18 protein-coding genes are annotated in these 19,143 nt (G+C 45.4%); 2 read left to right on the top strand and 16 right to left on the bottom strand.

The genetic code is table 11. The features are described from left to right. Positions 1-279: 279 nt before the first annotated feature. The 4 genes from AACQ21_RS17395 to hemB form a co-directional block, all read right to left on the bottom strand. On the bottom strand, positions 280-327 hold the full coding sequence (locus AACQ21_RS17395) for a hypothetical protein (RefSeq protein WP_438356636.1): 48 nt from the start codon (positions 325-327) through the stop codon (positions 280-282). 194 nt (positions 328-521) lie between these two features. After that, positions 522-3,314 (bottom strand): DNA polymerase I, encoded by a 2,793-nt coding sequence (gene polA / locus AACQ21_RS04430; RefSeq protein ID WP_026028799.1) that lies wholly within the window; start codon positions 3,312-3,314, stop codon positions 522-524. Continuing rightward, on the bottom strand, positions 3,298-3,465 hold the full coding sequence (locus AACQ21_RS04425) for a hypothetical protein (RefSeq protein WP_156117117.1): 168 nt from the start codon (positions 3,463-3,465) through the stop codon (positions 3,298-3,300). Before AACQ21_RS04425 ends, polA begins: the two co-directional genes overlap by 17 nt. A gap of 583 nt (positions 3,466-4,048) precedes the next feature. Then, a complete protein-coding gene (gene hemB, locus AACQ21_RS04420; RefSeq protein WP_026028265.1) occupies positions 4,049-5,095 on the bottom strand; it encodes a porphobilinogen synthase in 1,047 nt (348 codons plus the stop codon). 188 nt (positions 5,096-5,283) lie between these two features. Here hemB and AACQ21_RS04415 point away from each other — a divergent pair, with 188 nt between their 5' ends. After that, on the top strand, positions 5,284-6,045 hold the full coding sequence (locus AACQ21_RS04415) for a TatD family hydrolase (protein WP_105977175.1): 762 nt from the start codon (positions 5,284-5,286) through the stop codon (positions 6,043-6,045). A 280-nt stretch (positions 6,046-6,325) separates the two neighbouring features. Here AACQ21_RS04415 and tatC read toward each other — a convergent pair whose 3' ends face one another. Genes tatC through rmuC form a run of 7 tightly spaced genes read right to left on the bottom strand, consistent with a single transcriptional unit; the run spans position 6,326 to position 12,460 of the window. Next, complete coding sequence (gene tatC, locus AACQ21_RS04410) at positions 6,326-7,078, bottom strand: twin-arginine translocase subunit TatC (protein WP_088721434.1); 753 nt, start codon at positions 7,076-7,078, stop codon at positions 6,326-6,328. 60 nt (positions 7,079-7,138) lie between these two features. Then, positions 7,139-7,546, bottom strand: coding sequence for a Sec-independent protein translocase protein TatB (gene tatB, locus AACQ21_RS04405; protein WP_105977174.1), 408 nt, complete (start codon positions 7,544-7,546; stop codon positions 7,139-7,141). A gap of 3 nt (positions 7,547-7,549) precedes the next feature. Next, a complete protein-coding gene (gene tatA, locus AACQ21_RS04400; protein WP_010319841.1) occupies positions 7,550-7,786 on the bottom strand; it encodes a Sec-independent protein translocase subunit TatA in 237 nt (78 codons plus the stop codon). A gap of 51 nt (positions 7,787-7,837) precedes the next feature. Further along, entirely contained in the window at positions 7,838-9,472 is a 1,635-nt protein-coding gene (gene ubiB, locus AACQ21_RS04395) for a ubiquinone biosynthesis regulatory protein kinase UbiB (RefSeq protein ID WP_013855638.1), read from the bottom strand. Then, the gene (locus AACQ21_RS04390) at positions 9,469-10,074 is read right to left on the bottom strand and encodes a ubiquinone biosynthesis accessory factor UbiJ (protein ID WP_047690304.1); all 606 of its coding nucleotides are present in this window, start codon (positions 10,072-10,074) and stop codon (positions 9,469-9,471) included. Before AACQ21_RS04390 ends, ubiB begins: the two co-directional genes overlap by 4 nt. 9 nt (positions 10,075-10,083) lie before the next feature. Beyond that, on the bottom strand, positions 10,084-10,866 hold the full coding sequence (gene ubiE, locus AACQ21_RS04385; protein ID WP_010319838.1) for a bifunctional demethylmenaquinone methyltransferase/2-methoxy-6-polyprenyl-1,4-benzoquinol methylase UbiE: 783 nt from the start codon (positions 10,864-10,866) through the stop codon (positions 10,084-10,086). 49 nt (positions 10,867-10,915) lie between these two features. Next, the gene (rmuC, locus tag AACQ21_RS04380; protein ID WP_013855636.1) at positions 10,916-12,460 is read right to left on the bottom strand and encodes a DNA recombination protein RmuC; all 1,545 of its coding nucleotides are present in this window, start codon (positions 12,458-12,460) and stop codon (positions 10,916-10,918) included. Between the two features lie 140 nt (positions 12,461-12,600). On the opposite strand from rmuC, the gene AACQ21_RS04375 reads away from it, so the two are divergent. Beyond that, positions 12,601-13,494, top strand: a complete 894-nt coding sequence (locus AACQ21_RS04375) for a DMT family transporter (RefSeq protein ID WP_105977173.1) — start codon at positions 12,601-12,603, stop codon at positions 13,492-13,494. Positions 13,495-13,541: 47 nt separating this feature from the next. Here the strand turns inward: AACQ21_RS04375 and araC are convergent, their stop codons facing one another. From araC to AACQ21_RS04350, 5 genes are read right to left on the bottom strand one after another with little or no spacing between them, the layout of a single operon-like run. Beyond that, complete coding sequence (gene araC / locus AACQ21_RS04370) at positions 13,542-14,381, bottom strand: arabinose operon transcriptional regulator AraC (protein ID WP_029189931.1); 840 nt, start codon at positions 14,379-14,381, stop codon at positions 13,542-13,544. A gap of 47 nt (positions 14,382-14,428) precedes the next feature. Further along, positions 14,429-14,968, bottom strand: a complete 540-nt coding sequence (locus AACQ21_RS04365; RefSeq protein WP_017044513.1) for a hypothetical protein — start codon at positions 14,966-14,968, stop codon at positions 14,429-14,431. Positions 14,969-15,022: 54 nt separating this feature from the next. After that, positions 15,023-16,525, bottom strand: a complete 1,503-nt coding sequence (gene araA, locus AACQ21_RS04360) for an L-arabinose isomerase (RefSeq protein WP_105977172.1) — start codon at positions 16,523-16,525, stop codon at positions 15,023-15,025. Positions 16,526-16,534: 9 nt separating this feature from the next. Further along, complete coding sequence (locus AACQ21_RS04355) at positions 16,535-17,296, bottom strand: L-ribulose-5-phosphate 4-epimerase (protein WP_105977171.1); 762 nt, start codon at positions 17,294-17,296, stop codon at positions 16,535-16,537. Next, the gene (locus AACQ21_RS04350) at positions 17,286-18,992 is read right to left on the bottom strand and encodes a ribulokinase (RefSeq protein WP_181185566.1); all 1,707 of its coding nucleotides are present in this window, start codon (positions 18,990-18,992) and stop codon (positions 17,286-17,288) included. The genes AACQ21_RS04355 and AACQ21_RS04350 overlap by 11 nt, the downstream gene beginning before the upstream one ends. Positions 18,993-19,143: the final 151 nt, after the last annotated feature.

The following is a 19,143-nucleotide window of genomic DNA, read 5'->3' as shown; positions in this document are numbered from 1 at the left end:
CCTCTGGCTCATCCCAATAAAATCAACATAACATAATGAATACTAATGATATTTAAACATATTCTTTGCGTTTGAGGCGAACTTGATTTCTCATTAGAAATAATCAAAGTGTGACTGTTAGCCAGTTACAGAATTGGGTGTTTATAAAAGAAATAAAGTAACTACTCAGCAATAGAATAGTGTGTTTTTATCACCTAAATTCTCGTAAAAAACAGTGATGAATATTTTCTTTGGCCCAATAAAAAACGCCCCAGTCAAATACTGACTGGGGCGGCTGAATCAGCCTAATCCAATAACGTGAAACAAAAGGTCTGAAAGATAGAACATCTTACCTCTGTACCCTACGAGAGTTAATGTATAACAAATGGTCAGAAATGAAAACTATTTTTGTAGTTTTTTTTCATGAAAATTTTATTAAACAACACAAAGTTTAAAATCAAGAACACTTGTTTCTAGGCCATAAAAAAGCCGACATTTGTGCGTCGGCTCATATAAATTAGCTAATTTTGCTCAAAAAACAACTAATGCGCCTGATCCCAGTTGTCTCCATGACCAGTATCCGCGACCAATGGCACCGCTAGCGTTGCCGCTGATTCCATCAATTGTTGTACTTTAATTTCAATTTCGGCTAAAGCCGTCTCTTGCACCTCAAACACCAGTTCATCGTGCACTTGCATCAAGAGTTTAACGCGTCCCTGTCCATGCTCCTCAATCCAAGCATCGACTAATAGCATCGCTTTTTTGATGATATCCGCCGCCGTACCTTGCATTGGAGCATTGATCGCGGCACGTTCAGCGGCTTTGCGGCGCATCCCATTACGCGATTTAATTTCAGGCAGATGCAAACGACGACCAAATAAAGTTTCAACATAGCCAAGTTCACTAGCCGTAGAGCGTGTATCTTCCATGTATTGCATCACGCCAGGATAACGCTCAAAGTATTTATCCATATATTCTTGGGCTTCATAACGAGGAATGCCGAGCTGCTTAGCTAAACCAAAGGCGCTCATCCCGTAAATCAAACCAAAGTTAACCGCTTTCGCACGGCGACGCTGCTCACTGCTGACTTGCTCAATACTCACTCCAAGAATTTCAGCCGCGGTCGCTGCATGGATATCTTTCCCTTGCTGGAATGCTTCAAGCAGCGCTTTATCGCCGGACAAGTGCGCCATAATCCGCAGCTCAATTTGCGAGTAATCGATGGCCAGAATTTTCCAGCCATGAGGAGCGATAAAGGCTTGACGGATCCGGCGTCCTTCTTCGTTACGGATCGGAATGTTTTGCAAATTTGGATCGGTTGAAGACAAACGACCAGTGGCGGTTACAGCTTGGTGATACGAGGTATGCACTCGCCCTGTGGTTGGGTTGATCATTTTAGGCAGTTTATCGGTATAGGTTGATTTCAACTTAGCTAAACCACGATGTTCAATGATTACTTTAGGCAGAGGATAACCGTCGAGTGCCAACTCTTGCAGTACTTCTTCATTGGTGGAAGGTGTACCTGTTGGCGTTTTCTTAATCACCGGTAGCCCCATCTGTTCAAACAAAATGGTTTGCAGCTGTTTTGGTGAGCTTAGGTTGAAAGGTTGACCCGCGATATCAAACGCTTGCTGTTCTAGTTGCTCTAAACGAGCAGCGATTTCATGCGATTGCGCGCCAAGCAACATATCATCAATCATCACGCCTGTGCGTTCCATACGTGACAACACGGGAACAAGAGGTACTTCTATCTGTTGGTAGATGCGATTGAGCTTCTCATCTTGCTCAATATGACTCATCAAACGGTGATGAAGTCGCAAAGTCACATCAGCATCTTCCGCAGCGTACGGTGCCGCTTGCTCAAGTTCAATTTGGTTGAAGGTCAGTTGGTTTTTACCTTTGCCCGCTACCTGTTCAAATGAAATACAGCTGTGTTGCAAGAATCGTAGCGCCAAACTGTCCATATCATGTTTGCCACCGACGCTGTTGTACACATAAGATGCGAGCATCGTATCGTGCTTGATGCCTTTCATATTGATACCGTAACGCGCAACAATGCTGGCATCGTATTTTAGGTTCTGCCCCACTTTGGCTTGGCTTTCATCTTCTAAAATGGGTTTAAGTTGGGCGAGTACCCAATCACGGTCCAGTTGCTTTGGTGCATCAAGATAGTCATGCGCAACAGGAACATACGCTGCAACGCCCTCTTCGATTGCAAAAGAGAGGCCAACTAAATTCGCTACCATATAATCGAGGCTGTCGGTTTCCGTATCAAACGCAAACACTTCTGCCGCTTTCAGTTTTTCTAACCAAGCATTAAATGTCTCTTCATCTAAAATGGTTTGATATTGGCTGCGATCAATCGTGGCGGCGGTTGTATCCATCTCCCTTGCTTGTGAAGAAGAAGTGTTTACCGCACCCACTTTTTCATCAGCGTCAATCACTCCATTACCACCATCTAGCAATTCTGTTAGCCAAGATTTAAACGTGAGCTGACCATAAAGTTTAATCAACTCATCAATATTGGGCTGGGTTTTGCACAAGGTTTCTGGTTTCTCTTCCAAAGCGACATCCAGCTTGATGGTGGCTAATTGGTAAGAGAGAAAAGCGTTTTCACGGTTATCCGCCAGTTTTTGCGCCATGGTTTTAGAGCCGCGAAAACCCAATTGCGCAATTTTATCGAGGTTATCGTAAATTTGCTCTAGGCTGCCAATGCCTTGTAGTAACGCAATCGCTGTTTTCTCACCGACACCCGGTACACCAGGAATGTTATCGACTTTATCGCCCATCAAGGCCAGATAATCGATGATAAGCTCAGGAGGGATACCGAATTTTTCAATCACCCCTTCACGGTCAAGTACCACATTCGTCATGGTATTGATCAAGGTGACATTCTCGTCCACCAGCTGTGCCATGTCTTTATCACCAGTGCTGATCAGCACTGGCATGCCGGCTTGTGATGCTTGAGAGGCTAGCGTACCAATCACGTCATCGGCTTCGACACCTTCAATCGATATCAGCGGTAGCCCCATCGCACGGATAACATTGTGCAACGGCTCAATCTGACAACGTAGATCATCAGGCATTGGTGGACGGTTAGCTTTGTATTGTGGGTACATATCATCGCGGAAGGTTTTTCCTTTCGCGTCAAAAATAACCACCATACGCTCAGCGGAAAACTGGCGCATCATGCTACGGAGCATATTGACCACGCCATAGACAGCATTAGTTGGAATTTCGCCATTACTCATGGTGCCTGGGTAGGCATGAAATGCACGGTAAAGGTAAGAAGAGCCATCAATCAGAATGAACGGGTTGTCAGGTATGCGAGCCATAGTCTTTTGCAATCCAAAGCGAGTACGAAATGTAATGACTAAGGATGCCATGACTGTCTTGAGGATTCCACGCCAATGCACCTTGAGCAACGAAACATTTTGCTGATTTGTCCACCACCGCAAATGACATTCTGTGGATAACTCTGTTCATAGTTTTTATCCACTGGTTATTAAACAGTGATTAACGAGGAAAACAATGACATTAACTTATTGTTTATAAATGAATAAAACAAAGATCGAACATTCCTATCATGATCTTTTTACGATCATTGATTGTGGAAAAGACTATCGATGGCCTTTTATTCACAACAAAAGCATCCTCTTGAAAATGAGCGATAAAAAAAGCGACACCCGAGGATGTCGCCTAGCAAAAACAGGTAAAACTAAGTGAAGTGATTCATTCAGCCTTACGATAAAGCTATAAATTACACTGGAAGCAATGTGAGCAATGTCGTGTCAAAAAGAACTTGCGCAAGTTCGTCGCCAATTTGTCTTGTTACTTTTAACACCTAGCAATTCGTTAATCGTAAACTCGACGTCCTTGTGAACTTCGCCATTCCCTAAGACAGTGTTAATAATAATGATTCTCATTTAATTATCAACCCCTAAATGAGAAAAAATCTCATTTATTTTCTAATCATGCTAAAAACACCTACCCATCTATTTCATGAAATCTTTTTTTAATTGATTTTCAAATAGATAAAAAAATTCGCTCCCCTGTCTAAATTCACGACTTAGTTATCTTGATGTAAATATTGTGCCGTTTTGGCGTTATCTTCTGCCAGCCACTGCGCAACGTCTTTAGCAAAATAGGTTAAAATGCCGTCTGCCCCAGCGCGTTTAAAGCACAATAATGACTCCATTACGGTTTCACGTTCTTTAAGCCAACCATTTAAAATGGCCGCTTTATGCATCGCATATTCGCCAGACACTTGATACGCAAACGTAGGAACTTGTAATTCAGATTTCACGCGGCGCACCACATCAAGGTATGGCATGCCGGGCTTCACCATCACCATGTCAGCCCCTTCATTGATATCCATCGCCACTTCGTGAATGGCTTCATCGCTGTTGGCCGGATCCATCTGATAGTTTTTCTTGTCTCCCCCTTTCAGGTTCGAAGAGGAACCAACCGCATCGCGGAATGGGCCGTAATAACATGACGCGTATTTCGCAGAGTAAGCCATGATCTGTGTGTGAATAAAACCTGCCTCTTCAAGCGCTTCGCGGATCTTACCAATTCGTCCATCCATCATATCGGAAGGGGCAACCACATCGGCACCGGCTGCAGCGTGAGACAGCGCTTGTTTGATCAACACCTCGGTGGTCTCATCATTCATCACATAGCCACTTTCATCGATGATGCCATCTTGGCCATGGGTCGTGAAAGGATCCAGCGCGACGTCGGTAATGACACCCATTTGTGGTATATGCTCTTTTAATAATTTCACCGCACGTTGCACTAAGCCGTCAGGATTATGCGCTTCAGCAGCACACAAACTTTTAGCATCTTGGTTAACCACTGGAAAAAGTGCGATGGCTGGCACGCCGAGATTAGCCAAATACAGCGCTTCTTCGAGCATTAAGTCGATAGAGAGACGCTCAATACCAGGCATAGACTCCACTGGCTCGCGGCGATCTTTACCCATCAAAATAAACATGGGATAAATTAAATCATTAACCGATAACTGATTCTCAGCCATCAAACGGCGGCTAAAATCATGCTTGCGTAAGCGACGCATGCGACGCCCTGGGAACTGACCTTGAATGGATACTGACACTCTCTTCTCCTTGTTTATACGCGGTGTGAGAAAGCATTCTTTCTTCACTACCGCTATCGCTCAAGTGTGGCGAAATCATATCACTCTCGCTTTTTGACGCTAGCGCCAATCGACAAAAATCAGAAAAATGACCTCAGGCTCACACTTCCGTATACTGTTCTCCCATTCTCTGTTTATCGAGATACACCATGATTGACACTCACGCTCACATTTATGCCACTGAATTTGATCACGATCGAGATGAGGTCGTGCAACGCGCTAAGGCGCAAGGCATTGAGGCTATTTTGTTGCCCAATATCGATCTTGCCTCCATTGAGCCTATGCTTAAAACGGAAGCGGCTTACCCTGAACTTTGCCGATCGATGATGGGGCTGCACCCATGCTATGTAGATGGAAATGTGAAGCAAACGCTAGCGGTTATAGAATCTTGGCTAGATAAACACCCCTTTATCGCCATTGGTGAAATTGGCATTGATCTGTATTGGGACAAAACCTTTCAGGCCGAACAAGAGATGGCTTTCGTCACTCAACTTAATTGGGCCAAAGAGCGCGATTTGCCTGTTGTCATCCACACCCGTGATTCCATCACTCAAACTCTACAACTGCTGGAAAAAGAGCAAGATGGCTCACTTAGCGGTGTATTCCACTGTTTTGGCGGCACGCTTGAAGAAGCTAAAGCAATTAATGAGCTAGGGTTTCATCTTGGGATTGGTGGTGTATCAACGTTTAAAAATGGCGGTATGGATAAAGTATTACCGCATCTCGATATGAACTTTGTTCTGCTAGAAACAGATTGTCCCTATTTAGCCCCTGTCCCTCACAGAGGTAAGCGCAACGAACCAGCTTACACAACGCTAGTTGCCAAACGCATCGCAGAACTCACCGAACTCTCGTTGGTTGAAGTGAATAACATTACAAACACTAATGCTAACTCACTGTTTAAATTATAATTTATAGAACTATAGATAGAGTGACATACACATCAGCGTGATATATATCACAAAAATAATCACACAAACACTATAGTATGCGGCAAAATTTTAATACATAAACGTGGCTAATATGTGTGAACATGGTAATCACTTACAACGTCAACATCGAACCTTCTGGCAAAAACTGCTGGGCATCAAGGAAGTCTATCGATGCTCTCAGTGCGGTTATCTTTTGAAGATTAAATAGTCCACTATCATAGGTACAAAAAAAGCGGCTATTCGCCGCTTTTTTCATGTATTAATGACTTTCATCTTCCTGCTCTTCCTCATCTTTGCGCACATAAAAACGAGCAAAGAAAAGTCCAACCTCAAACAATAAACACATCGGAATGGCGAGCAAGGTTTGCGACACCATATCAGGTGGCGTCAGTAACATACCCACCACAAATGCCCCAACCACGATATAAGGCCTTTTCTCACTCAAGGTTTTCGGCGTCGTCGCCCCCGTCCAACACAGTAAAATGATGGCGACGGGAACCTCAAAGGCGATACCAAAAGCGAAAAAGAGCGCAAGCACAAAATCGAGATAACTGGCAATGTCCGTTGCAAACTCAACACCGCCTAAAGAGATGGCCGTAAAAAAGCCAAACACCAGTGGAAATACCACAAAGTACGCAAACGCCACACCGCAATAGAACAACAATGAGCTTGAAAACATCAATGGCATGACTAAACGGCGTTCATGCTTATACAAACCTGGAGCGACAAAGGCCCAGATTTGATAAAGGATAAAAGGCACCGCGAGAAAAGCGGACGCGATCAAAGTAAGTTTGAGTGGCGTGAAAAAGGGCGAGGCAACATCGGTCGCAATCATCGTCGCCCCTTCAGGCAAACGCTCAACCAATGGTTTGGAGACAAAATCGTAGATGTCGCTAGAGAAATAGACTAAGCCGATAAAAATCACGATCACCGCAGCTATTGAACGCAATAAACGATCGCGCAGCTCTAGCAAGTGACTGATTAAAGGCTGTGTCTGCTCAACGGAAGACATATCGAACCTCGTATAAATAGAGCATAAGAGGAGGAGTTACAGTGGTAACAATAACTCCTCCTACAGAGATGAGTCGGCTTTCTTATCGGCCGTTTCAGGCGACGAAATCGTTGTAGCGGGAATCGCTTCAACGCTTTGTTCATCGCGCTCTGTTTTTGTTTCAGAGGGCGATGAGTTCGCATAAGGGCGTTGTACATCTTGCGCAGCCTGCTTGAGCTGATCCACAGAAGATTTTAGCTCTGGAGATAAATTTTCCATCCCCATTTGCTCTGCTTTACGCAAGTTTTCTTGCAGCTCTTGAATTTTGAGCTCATGTGCTAATTCATCTTTGACACTGTTCGCCATGTTCTTTGCTGTGCTAACAAATTTTGCCACACTGCGAATAGCATGAGGTAAACGCTCAGGGCCAAGAACGACCAACGCGACAACCGATATTAATACCAGCTCCCAAAAACCGATATCAAACACGTGTTAGGCCTGCTCTTTATCTTTTTTAGTCTCAGCAGTCGCTTCTGTCTTCTGCTGCTCTATATTTTTAGGTTCAAAATCTGCGTCTTTCTTGGCTGGCTCTTCATCGCTCATCGCCTTTTTGAACCCCTTAACCGCACCACCGAGATCGCTACCGATACCACGCAGTTTCTTGGTTCCAAATAGTAATACAACAATCACGGCAATAATTAGAAGTTGCCAAATACTGATACCACCCATTCTCTACACCTCAGGAATTTCTCAACAAATTGATTTCAAATAAAAGACCGCTTAACGACGGTAAGCACTCCAACTGAGTAGCCAAAATACAACACCTGCAATTGCACTGGTTATTGCAAACGGCTGATAAGCACTGGTCACTAATATCGCCGAGCATACGACCAAAGTGGCGCCAATACCAAATAAAAACTTTCCTGTTGCCTGTTGACGCTTACTGGCTCGATAACCTTGGTACAACTGATCCAACCTTTGGTTCATTGCTTTACCTTGTTTGAGGCTATCGTAAAGCAGCTCTGGCAACTCAGGTAATTTTTCAGCCCAAAGCGGAGCTCGCTCTTTCACTGCGCGGATAAACGCTTGCGGCCCAACTTGGTTCATCATCCATTTTTCTAAAAATGGTTTAGCGGTTTGCCACAAATCCAATTGAGGATAAAGCTGACGCCCTAACCCTTCGACATACAATAACGTTTTTTGCAGCAAGACCAATTGCGGCTGCACTTCCATATTGAAGCGACGAGCCGTGTTAAACAAGTTTAGCAACACATGACCAAATGAGATTTCGCACAATGGCTTGGCAAAAATTGGCTCACAGACCACACGAATAGCAAACTCAAATTCATCGATGTTGGTTTCACGTGGAACCCAACCAGAATCAACGTGCAATTGTGCCACTCGGCGGTAATCTCGGTTGAAAAAAGCTAAGAAGTTTTCGGCTAAATAACGTTTATCTTCACTGTTTAAGGTACCGACAATACCACAATCTAAGCCAATCCATTGTGGATTGTCAGGATGCGCGGGATTAACAAAGACATTGCCCGGGTGCATATCGGCATGGAAAAAACTGTCGCGGAACACTTGGGTAAAGAATACGCTCACTCCGCGTTCAGCAAGCAACTTCATATTAGTGCCGTTGGCCGCTAAACCTTCAATATCAGAAACTTGAATGCCGTATATTCGCTCAGAAACCATGACAGTTTCATTACTAAAGTCAGGAATTATCTCTGGAATGTATAACTCTTCACTATTTTCAAAGTTACGACGTAGTTGAATGGCGTTGGCTGCTTCTCGGCGTAGGTCGAGTTCAGCAAGCAGAGTTTTTTCGTATTCACGTACCACTTCAACGGGCTTCAGTCGCCTTGCTTCAGGTAATGCTTTGGCAACAATTTTCGCCATGCGATACATGAGTTTGATATCGGCATCAATCACTGGCCGAATATCTGGCCGAATCACCTTGAGTACGATTTCCCGGCCAGATGATTTGAGTTTGGCGGTATGGACTTGAGCAATCGATGCAGAAGCAAGTGGTTCAATATCAAATTCATCAAACCAAGTTTCTAAAGCGCCGCCCAACGCTTTTTCCATCTGAGTTTTAGCAAGTACACCATCAAACGGAGCGACTTTATCTTGCAGTAACGCAAGTTGGTCTGCGATGTGCGGTGGAAACAGGTCACGCCGCGTTGACATCATCTGACCAAACTTAATCCACACTGGACCAAGCTCTTGCAAGGCTAAGCGCAAGCGCTCACCTAATGGTTTGTCCGCATGCTGATTTTTAATCCAGAACAATCCTTTGCGCGCTAATATTGGCGCTTTGGTGAGTTGATGTTCTGGCAACAGTTCATCTAGACCATATTCCAATTGTACCTTGATAATTCGGTACAACCGCTTGAGTTCAGTTGGCGTCATGCTTGCTCCAACAAGTGTTGAATTTTGGCTTCGATACGCGCCGCTTGGCTATTGAGATCATCCACTTGGTCACAAAAATAGGCCACCTCGAGCGAGCTAGGTAATAAACGCCACTCTTCCGTTAACACTTGGCTGAGATGGTTTTGATGCTTGCTTCGTTGTGATTGCAGCGCTTGGCCTATGTCTTTCACACCCTGCACTAAAGCGTGAGCCAGCACATCGCCCGTCAGGCGTGACAACCACTCTTCAACATCCGGCTTGCAATCAGTGATCAACTGGGCAAATTTTTGCGCCAGTTGAATATCGCCCTCCAGCACCAACTTATCTTGTTTGATCAGTTGGGTGATGTTCGCTTGCTCACGTAGCTCGGGCAAAATGGAAACATTGAGCGACAGGTAGCAATTCGACTCGCCTTCGTAAGCCGCTAACACATCAATTTGCTGGCTAAAAATGAAGGTCAGCGTTTTATTGAACTCTTTGAGATGCACTTGGATGACTTGCCCTTTCAGGCGTGATAATCGGCGCACCAACTCAGGATCGTCTTGAATTAAGGTGTTGAGTGTGGTCTCAATCGCGGCGGTAACTAAAGGCTCAAACGGCATGCCCAATCCTTAGAATTTGTAACCACGGTGCAGCGCAACAATACCGCCCGTTAAGTTGTAGTAACTCGTTTGCTCAAAACCAACCTGATCCATCATCCCTTTTAAGGTTTCTTGATCGGGATGCATGCGGATAGATTCCGCAAGATAGCGGTAGCTGTCGGCATCATTGGCAATGATTTGGCCCATTTTCGGCAATAGATGGAACGAATACGCATCGTATACTTTGGATAATGGCTCAAGCACTGGCTTGGAGAACTCAAGTACCAACAAACGACCACCCGGTTTTAAAACGCGGAACATCGAGCTCAGCGCTTTATCTTTATCGGTTACATTACGCAGGCAAAAACTGATGGTAATGCAGTCAAAATAGTTATCAGGAAAAGGCAGTTCTTCGGCATTGGCTTGCACGTAATGTACGTTGCCCACTACACCCTTATCACGCAATTTATCGCGTCCGACATTGAGCATCGAGTTGTTGATATCAGCCAGAATAACATGACCTTTTTCGCCCACAATACGTGAAAATTTGGCGGTGAGATCGCCCGTACCACCACCAAGATCCAAAATACGTTGACCCGGGCGAGCGCCACTGCAATCAATGGTAAAACGCTTCCATAAGCGATGAATGCCACCAGACATCAGGTCATTCATCATGTCGTATTTGGCCGCAACCGAGTGAAAAACTTGCGCGACTTTGGCGACTTTTTCTTCTTTCGCTACGGTTTCAAAACCAAAGTGAGTGGTATTTTGTGTCTCTAATGCTGTTTTTGATTGCACGCTGGTATCCGTCATGAAGGTTCCTCTTGGGCAGCACTGTGTTGTTAAAGGCGACTGCGAGCGATCAGTTTACTTTATCCTCAGCGTGATGTCTTTCTACTAAAGGTGCATTTTCCACCGCACTGTCTGCCCATGCCTCATTTTGTGCTTGTTCGACCCATTCACTGTTTATGGAACGTTTTATCTCGACGCCAAGTTGTTTGAAACTTTCGGCTTGACGCAGTGCGTTGCCACGCCCTGTCGCGAGCTTATTCATCGCCCCTTGATAGTTTTGGTTTGCACGGTCTAACGCGCCACCAAGCCCTTCCATGTCCTCCATAAACAAGCGTAATTTATCGTACAATTTGCTGGCCCGCTCAGCGATCAACTTCGCGTTCTGGTTTTGTCGATCATTGCGCCATAAATTATCGATCGTACGCAGCGCAACCAACAAGGTGGTTGGGCTAACCAGCAAAATATTTTGCTCCATCGCCTCTTTTACCAAGCTGGGATCAGCTTGAATCGCCACTTGGAATGCAGGTTCGACGGGAATAAACATCAGCACGTAATCCAGGCTTTGTAGCCCTTTGAGCTGATGATAATCTTTCTGACCGAGTCCTTTTATATGGGCACGCAGCGCAAGTAAATGCTCACTTAATGCGCGAGCACGTTCACTTTCAGTTTGAGCATGGAAATAACGCTCATAAGCCACCAGCGCCATTTTCGAGTCAATCACCACCTGTTTGTCGTGTGGCAAATTGACGATCACATCCGGTTGATAGCGCTTACCAGCCTCGTTTTGCAAACTGACTTGAGTGTGATATTCGTGCCCTTCACGCAGGCCCGATTCGGTCAGCACCCGCGCGAGAACCACTTCGCCCCAATTGCCTTGCTGTTTATTGTCGCCTTTCAGCGCTTGGGTCAAATTGAGTGCCTCTTGCGCCATCTGTTCATTGAGGCGTTGTAAGTTTTTCAATTCATGAACCAACGTATGGCGCTCTTTCGCTTCATGATTGAAGCTGTCATTGACCTGCTTTTTAAACCCTTCGAGCTGCTCTTTCAGTGGAGAAAGTAGCCCTTCCAAACTTTGACGGTTCTGCTGATCCACTTTCGCAGTTTTGACTTCAAATAACTGATTAGCTAGCTGCTCAAACTGCTGCTTTAGGCGTTCCTCAGCGTGTTCAAGTAACTGTAGTTTTTCTTGGCTCGATTGAATTTGCTGTTCATGCCGTGCTTCTTGCTCACGCAGTTGAGCCTCAAGTTGCGATTTCTGCTCACGCAGAGCGTGCGCATCTTCCATGCTCTGTTGCCGCTCTTGCTTAACCACTTCGAAATAGCGCAACTTTTCCATCGCGGCCATGAATTTCCCGTGCGATTGCTTAAGCTCAAATGCGGCTTTATCTCGTTCTTCATCCAGCTCATCCAACTCTTGTCGCGCCTGCTGCAAGGCTTGTTTGAGTTCGATTATCTGCTGCTGATGATGGGCTTGATGAGTCTCTAACTGCTGTTGTAATAGCTCACTTTTCAAATTGAGCTTCTGCTTAACCCACCAGCCAGCGACTGAGCCACTCAGTACGGCGCTGCCTAACGTTGAAAGCACTAACGCTTGATTTTCGATAATCCATTGCATGATAACGGGTTAACTCATTTTATCAGTCATGGACAAATGGTATTTCGATACTGGATAAATGTCCAGTTTGTACAAGTTAACAGCAAACTATAGACTTGCGCCGCTGAACACTATTTCAACAATTATTCTAACGAGGATTCATGGACGAACGACGCGCACTCGGCTTTGGCTTATCTGCCGTATTATTGTGGTCAACGGTTGCCACGGCTTTCAAACTTACGCTAGCTGAATTTACGCCGATCCAGATGCTGACGGTTGCGAGTGCTGTCTCTGGGTGCGTACTGCTGGGCATTTGCGCGCTGCAAGGCAAGCTCAACCAAGTGGTGAGTACCTTTCTCGCTAACCCTTGGTATTACTTACTGTTGGGCTTAATTAACCCTCTCGCATACTACCTCATTCTGTTTAAGGCCTACTCACTGCTGCCCGCCTCTCAAGCGCAAGCGATCAACTACAGTTGGGCCATCACCCTAACACTGATGGCCGCTGTATTTTTAGGACAAACCATTCGTAAACAAGATTGGATAGCGTGTGCACTGAGCTATTTTGGTGTGGTGGTTATCGCGACTAAGGGTGATATTTTAGCCATGCAGTTTGATAGCCCGCAGGGCGTTGGGCTGGCACTATTATCAACGCTTCTTTGGGCTGGCTACTGGATTCTTAATACCAAAAACACCGCCGACCCCGTGATTGGCGTTTTACTGGGGTTTTTGATCGCCATCCCTTTTGCGATTGGTTTAAGTTGTGATGAAGGTGCAAGCTGGCATCAGATTACGATTAAAGGGTGGAGCGCGGTAACTTATGTCGGCTTGTTTGAAATGGGGATCACCTTCGTGCTGTGGTTGAGTGCATTAAAACTCACGGCCAACACCGCAAGGATCAGCAATCTCATTTTTGCTTCACCTTTCATCTCACTGCTGTTGCTGGCTACTATTATTGGCGAAACTATTCACCCCACCACTCTGATTGGTTTAGTGCTGATCATCACAGGGCTTGTCGTGCAGCAGTTTAAAACGCCTAAAACGATCACTCAATGACAGCGGCCCAAATTGACGAAAAGCCCAAACGGACAGATTGCATAGGTTTACAAAGTAATTTGATCGCGGTAAATCTTAGGGCTCACACCGGCCTTACGTTTAAAAACACGAGAAAAATAGAGTGGGTCTGAATAGCCCACAATTCGACCAATGTGATTGACCGAGTAGTTAGACGTGACCAGTAATTGTTTGGCTCGGCTGATCCTTTGGTCGTCGCGCCATTGGGTTATGGTCATCTCCATTTCAGAACGAAATAGATGGCCTAAACGCGATGGTGATAAACAGATATGGGCCGAAACATCCTCGATAGTGAAGTCTTGATTGAGGTTTTGCGTCATATAATTCATCGCTTCCACCACCCTAGGGTCAAGCGGTTTGCTGACGACATCCGGTTGCAGTGTCTTACATCTAATCAATAATTGTTCGAGCAAGTTAATCGATAAATCATTTCGATAAGGGACATCTTGTTTTGAAGTGTATTCAATATCGATAAACAGGTTTTCAATATATCGAATGGTATTCTCATCCAACCCTTGCGTTAAGTAGACGCCATTTTTTTGCTGTTGCCATGTTAGCCAGTCATGCCAAAAGGCTCGTGGCCGAAAATAAACCCAACGGTGAAACCAAGAAGCACAATCTTTTTTTCGATGATAATAGTGAGCCGCTGTTGGAGGGAAAAGAAGTAAGTCTCCAGGTTTCACGTGAAACTCATCTTCGCCATAAAAAATGGTTCCCTCGCCTTTGCTCGTAAAATTGACAATAAAACCTTTCATGCCATTAGGTCGATCAATCGTAAAATCCAGTTCATCTCCCTCAATAATTGGCGTTAGTCCAGCCACTAAATGAGCATTAAAGTTATATCCAGGTTTTAGAGGGTTATTCTGCATGGGGCAATATTCACTGTAATTTACGTGTAGTGTAAGCAACCTCTTCGTTAAGTACGATTTTTCAGTTCACACTTTTCATCTAAGACTATCCATTGTGTCGCAGAAAAAGCCTCACAGAAGCCATGCCCTACGGGTTCGATTAAGTATTCACTGGGTTGGTCATTACGTTTTCTTTGCCAACCTTTAATCGAAGAGATGATGTCTTCAGGTTGCGTAGCTAGTTGGTGGCTAACGTCTGTTTGAGTAATGTGATGTCGAATATCAAGCCGAGTTGGGATGCTATTTCGCGCAAGATAATCAATCACCAATGCACCTTGAAAAAAGGTGTAAGTCATACTCAATGAGAGTGTTTCGTTAAGCTGAATGTTGCACCACTGCTCTAAATGGTTTTGCTTAGATCTGAAATGCCAAACCACAGAGCGCATATCAATGATAAGCCCATTGTTGATCAGCTCAAGCTGCCCAACGAATACAGGTTTATCCTCACAACACAGCTGAAATTGATCGGGTGTATCGGCTTTTAATTCCAAATACCATTCTTTATAACGCAGTAATGGTAAGCCAGTGGATAAAGGAAGAGCATTCATGTTCACACCATAGCTTAATGAACACTCCCTCAGATGAGGGAGTGTTCCGCGGGTTTAAATACCTGAAGATAAACGGTAATAAACGCTGTTTGTTTTGAGTGCGGACTTGAATGGATACAAGGAGGTTTGGTTATCGATTAATACCATTTCGATCCCCGCCATTTCGGCATAATCCGCTAACATCTCAACGCTCACCGCTTGGCTGTATACGGTATGATGCGCGCCACCCGCATGGATCCATGCTGCGGCCGCCGTCTCAAGGTTGGGTTGCGGCGTCCATAACGCATGCGCCACGGGTAATTTAGGTAGCGATTGTGGTGGAGCTTGAGTATCGACCGTATTGACTATCATGCGAAAGCGATTTCCAAGATCAATCAAGGATACGTTTACCGCAGGCCCCGCTTTTCCGCTGAACATCATACGAGCAATATCGCATTTGCAGCCAATAGTGTGACGATGAATTTCAATCTTTGGCTTGTCTTGAGCAATAGAAGGGCAAACTTCCAGCATATGAGCGCCGAGCACTTGGCTTTGCTGACCAAAGTTGTAGGTGTAGTCTTCCATAAACGATGTTCCGCCCGCTCGGCCTTGCCCCATCACTTTCATGATGCGAGTCATCGCTGCGGTCTTCCAATCCCCCTCACCACCGTACCCGAAGCCTTTTTCCATCAAGCGTTGTGTGGCCAAGCCCGGCAGGTTCGAAATACCCGATAAATTTTCAAAGGTGTTGGTGAATGCCTTCGCGCCCACGGAATCCAAGAAACGCAGCATACCCAATTCCAACTTTGCTTCTTGGGTTAGAATATTGATACTTGCGCTGTCTTTGAAAAGTTCAGGGCTCATGGTGTAGCAAGAAGCGTATTCATCCATTAAAGCCTTAGCATCACTGTCTGAAACTTGATTGACGCTCTCGCTCAGCTCACCCAAGCCATAGCCATGAACTTCATAACCAAATTGAATTTGCGCAGAGACTTTGTTTCCTTCCGTCACCGCGACTTGACGCATGTTGTCGCCAAAACGCGCTACTTTAAGCGACTTCCCTTCATGAATAGCAATCGCTGCACGGCACCAATCATCCACCTGTTGGTGAACAATCGGGCTCTCCCAATGCCCCACGACTACTTTTCGATCAATCCCCAGTCGCGTGCCAATAAAACCAAACTCACGACAACCATGGGCACTTTGATTTAGGTTCATAAAACCCATATCAATTTCATCCCAAGGTAAGGCCGCATTGAATTGAGTATGAAGATGCAAGAACGGCTTGTTGAGCTGACTTAACCCTGAAATCCACATTTTTGCAGGCGAAAAAGTATGCATCCAAAGCACGAGACCAATACATGAATCATCATTATTGGCTTGGCGACAAACCTCTAATATCTCATCTGGCGTCTTCACTGTACCTTTGTTCACCAAAGGAACCGAAATGGCTGGAGAGTGATTTAAACCATGGATAATTTCTTGGCTATTTTGCGCGACATTTTGTAATACTTGAGGTCCGTAAAGGTGCTGCGACCCAGTGACAAACCACACTTGTTGATTGGTAAACGTGTTCATTGTTATCCCTTATTTATTTTTTACATTACTTTGACCGTAATAAGCATTAGCTCCGTGTTTACGTAAGTAATGTTTATCCAGTAGGGCTTGATTGATGAATGTCACTTGAGGATTGATCTGCAAAGTTTGCAGTGCCATTTTGGCGACAACCTCCATGACAACTGAGTTATGAACGGCGTGATCAGCATCCTTACCCCAGCTGAATGGGCCGTGTTCATTAACAATAACCCCAGGAATGGCCAACACTTCGCCACCACTGATCGTTTCAATGATGACCTTGCCTGTATGGTGTTCGTAGTCGGTGGCGATTTCGGCATTGGTCAAGGAGCGAGTACAGGGAATGCTGCCGTAGAAATAGTCAGCATGAGTAGTACCCAATGCTGGGATGGCTTTACCTGCTTGAGCCCAAGAGGTGGCATGAGGAGAATGCGTGTGCACAATGCCGCCAAGTTCTGGGTAAGCGCAATATAAGGCCAAATGGGTAGCGGTGTCAGAAGAGGGTTTAAGATCGCCCTCGACAACCAAGCCATTCAGATCAACCACCACCATATTGTCGGCATTGAGTGCTTCGTATTCGACACCACTTGGCTTAATCACAACTAACCCTGTTAAGCGGTCAATGCCTGATACATTGCCCCAAGTAAAGGTAACTAAACCGTGGGTCTGTAGCGCCATATTGGCTTGCCATACTTGCTGCCGAAGCTCACTCAGACGTTGCTTTGCTTGTGGGTCGCTCGCTAAATCGAAGCCTAGAGAAGTCTTAACACTCATCAGTACACTCCTGTGCCAACAAGAATTCAGAAAATTGTTCGATCTGCTGCCCTAACTGGCGATAAGCATGATAACGCCATTCGCTGGTCCCTTTGGTATCAGCATCTGGGTAGTAAACATCGCAGATTGGGCTCGCCATTTGAGTTTGAGCTTGCTCGGCATCGCTATAAACCCCGGCCGCAACAGCTGCAAAAATGGCCGCACCTAATGCACAACACTGCTCTGAAGCGACAACGGCGATTTCTCGCCCAATGACATTGGCACAGGTTTGCATCACAAATGGTGACTTTTGAGAAATTCCGCCAATGGCGATGACACGTTTCACTTCGACACCTTGCTCAACGAAACAATCGACGATTGATTTCGCGCCATGAGCCGTTGATTCCACCAGTGATGCAAAGATATCTGGTGCACTAGAGCCTAAATTCAGCCCCGTGATTGCGCCCTTGAGACGTTGATTGGCATAAGGCGTTCGCCGCCCGTTATGCCAATCTAAGGCAAGAGGCGTTTCCAGTAGCAGACGTTTTGACTGTGCTTTCGCCGTAAGTTGAGGAATTAACAAGGCCTCAGCGGCGTCCAGATCAATTCCTAATTGTGGGTTTTGCTTAGCCAGTTGTGCGATTGGCCACAACATCACACGTTTGTACCAAGCATAAATATCACCAAATGCTGATTGCCCAGCCTCCAGTGCCATTAAGTCTGGCATCGCACTACCCGTAACTTGGCCACATATTCCATGAATGGTTCGATCACCGATACTTTGTGCATCCACCATCAAAATATCGCATGTTGACGTACCAATAACTTTCACTAAATCATGTTCGCCAGCGCCAGCGCCCACCGCGCCCATATGGCAATCAAAAGCACCAATGGCAATGGCAATTCCCTCTGGTAAGCCTAACCGCTGCGCCCACTCCGCACTCAGATGCCCAGCTAATTGGTCTGAGGTGTATACCTCAGTAAACATTCGATCTCGCATGTCATCGAGCGTGGGAGAAATGGCCGATAAAAAATCTTGCGAAGGTAAACCGCCCCAGCTTTCATGCCACATCGCTTTATGCCCTGCAGCACAAATACCACGGCGTAAATTTGTAGGATGCTGACACCCTGCAAGGAGAGCTGGAACCCAATCACACAACTCAACCCAGCTATGGATATAAGGAACAAGCCCTGCATCTTGTTCCGCTACCCACGCGGCTTTCGCCCAAAACCACTCCGATGAATACAATCCCCCGATGTATTTGGTGTAGTCTGGAAAAGTGTGTGAATGGGCCAGCTCATTAATACGTTCCGCTTTGGTCACGGAAGTATGATCTTTCCACAAGATAAACATGGCATTGGGGTTATGCTCAAACTCAGGAAGCAACGCCAACACATTACCCTCTTTATCGATAGGGGCTGGAGTTGAACCCGTACTGTCCACGCCAATGCCAACAACAGATTGTGCGATCTCTGTGGAAACCTGCGCCAACGTTTCTCGGACAGCAACGGTCAGAGACTCAATATAATCAAGAGGATGATGACGAAATTGAGATTGGTTCGAGTCGCTGTATTGTCCTTTTGCCCACCTTGGGTAGTTAGCCACGCCAGACGCAACCTCTTCACCATTGCGAGCATTCACCAATAAAGCTCGTACAGAATCAGAGCCAAAATCTAAGCCGATCACGTAAGGTGAATCTATATTCAAATTATTCATGGTCACTCCACATCAGACCGATTAACTGCCTATTTTTATAACGGTCTTACGTCAATATCACCATGAACCCAATAGCTAAAAATATGGATAAATTAGTCGACACACTCATTCTGTGCTAATGGTTTTAAAATCATCACTTCAGCTTTTTTCC

Origin of the sequence: Vibrio sp. V01_P9A10T6 (assembly GCF_963877065.1) — a bacterium.
Taxonomy (GTDB): domain Bacteria; phylum Pseudomonadota; class Gammaproteobacteria; order Enterobacterales; family Vibrionaceae; genus Vibrio; species Vibrio anguillarum.
The sequence above is the reverse complement of the archived record's forward strand: the minus strand, read 5'-3'. Positions and strand labels throughout refer to the sequence as shown.

What these genes read in the sequence shown, in the direction of transcription:
- polA (WP_026028799.1), bottom strand. Translation starts at nt 3,314, where the DNA reads ATGGCTCGCATACCTGACAACCCGTTCATTCTGATTGATGGCTCTTCT.
- AACQ21_RS04425 (WP_156117117.1), bottom strand. Translation starts at nt 3,465, where the DNA reads ATGAACAGAGTTATCCACAGAATGTCATTTGCGGTGGTGGACAAATCA.
- AACQ21_RS04415 (WP_105977175.1), top strand. Translation starts at nt 5,284, where the DNA reads ATGATTGACACTCACGCTCACATTTATGCCACTGAATTTGATCACGAT.
- tatC (WP_088721434.1), bottom strand. Translation starts at nt 7,078, where the DNA reads ATGTCTTCCGTTGAGCAGACACAGCCTTTAATCAGTCACTTGCTAGAG.
- tatA (WP_010319841.1), bottom strand. Translation starts at nt 7,786, where the DNA reads ATGGGTGGTATCAGTATTTGGCAACTTCTAATTATTGCCGTGATTGTT.
- ubiB (WP_013855638.1), bottom strand. Translation starts at nt 9,472, where the DNA reads ATGACGCCAACTGAACTCAAGCGGTTGTACCGAATTATCAAGGTACAA.
- AACQ21_RS04390 (WP_047690304.1), bottom strand. Translation starts at nt 10,074, where the DNA reads ATGCCGTTTGAGCCTTTAGTTACCGCCGCGATTGAGACCACACTCAAC.
- ubiE (WP_010319838.1), bottom strand. Translation starts at nt 10,866, where the DNA reads ATGACGGATACCAGCGTGCAATCAAAAACAGCATTAGAGACACAAAAT.
- rmuC (WP_013855636.1), bottom strand. Translation starts at nt 12,460, where the DNA reads ATGCAATGGATTATCGAAAATCAAGCGTTAGTGCTTTCAACGTTAGGC.
- AACQ21_RS04375 (WP_105977173.1), top strand. Translation starts at nt 12,601, where the DNA reads ATGGACGAACGACGCGCACTCGGCTTTGGCTTATCTGCCGTATTATTG.
- araC (WP_029189931.1), bottom strand. Translation starts at nt 14,381, where the DNA reads ATGCAGAATAACCCTCTAAAACCTGGATATAACTTTAATGCTCATTTA.
- AACQ21_RS04365 (WP_017044513.1), bottom strand. Translation starts at nt 14,968, where the DNA reads ATGAATGCTCTTCCTTTATCCACTGGCTTACCATTACTGCGTTATAAA.
- araA (WP_105977172.1), bottom strand. Translation starts at nt 16,525, where the DNA reads ATGAACACGTTTACCAATCAACAAGTGTGGTTTGTCACTGGGTCGCAG.
- AACQ21_RS04355 (WP_105977171.1), bottom strand. Translation starts at nt 17,296, where the DNA reads ATGAGTGTTAAGACTTCTCTAGGCTTCGATTTAGCGAGCGACCCACAA.
- AACQ21_RS04350 (WP_181185566.1), bottom strand. Translation starts at nt 18,992, where the DNA reads ATGAATAATTTGAATATAGATTCACCTTACGTGATCGGCTTAGATTTT.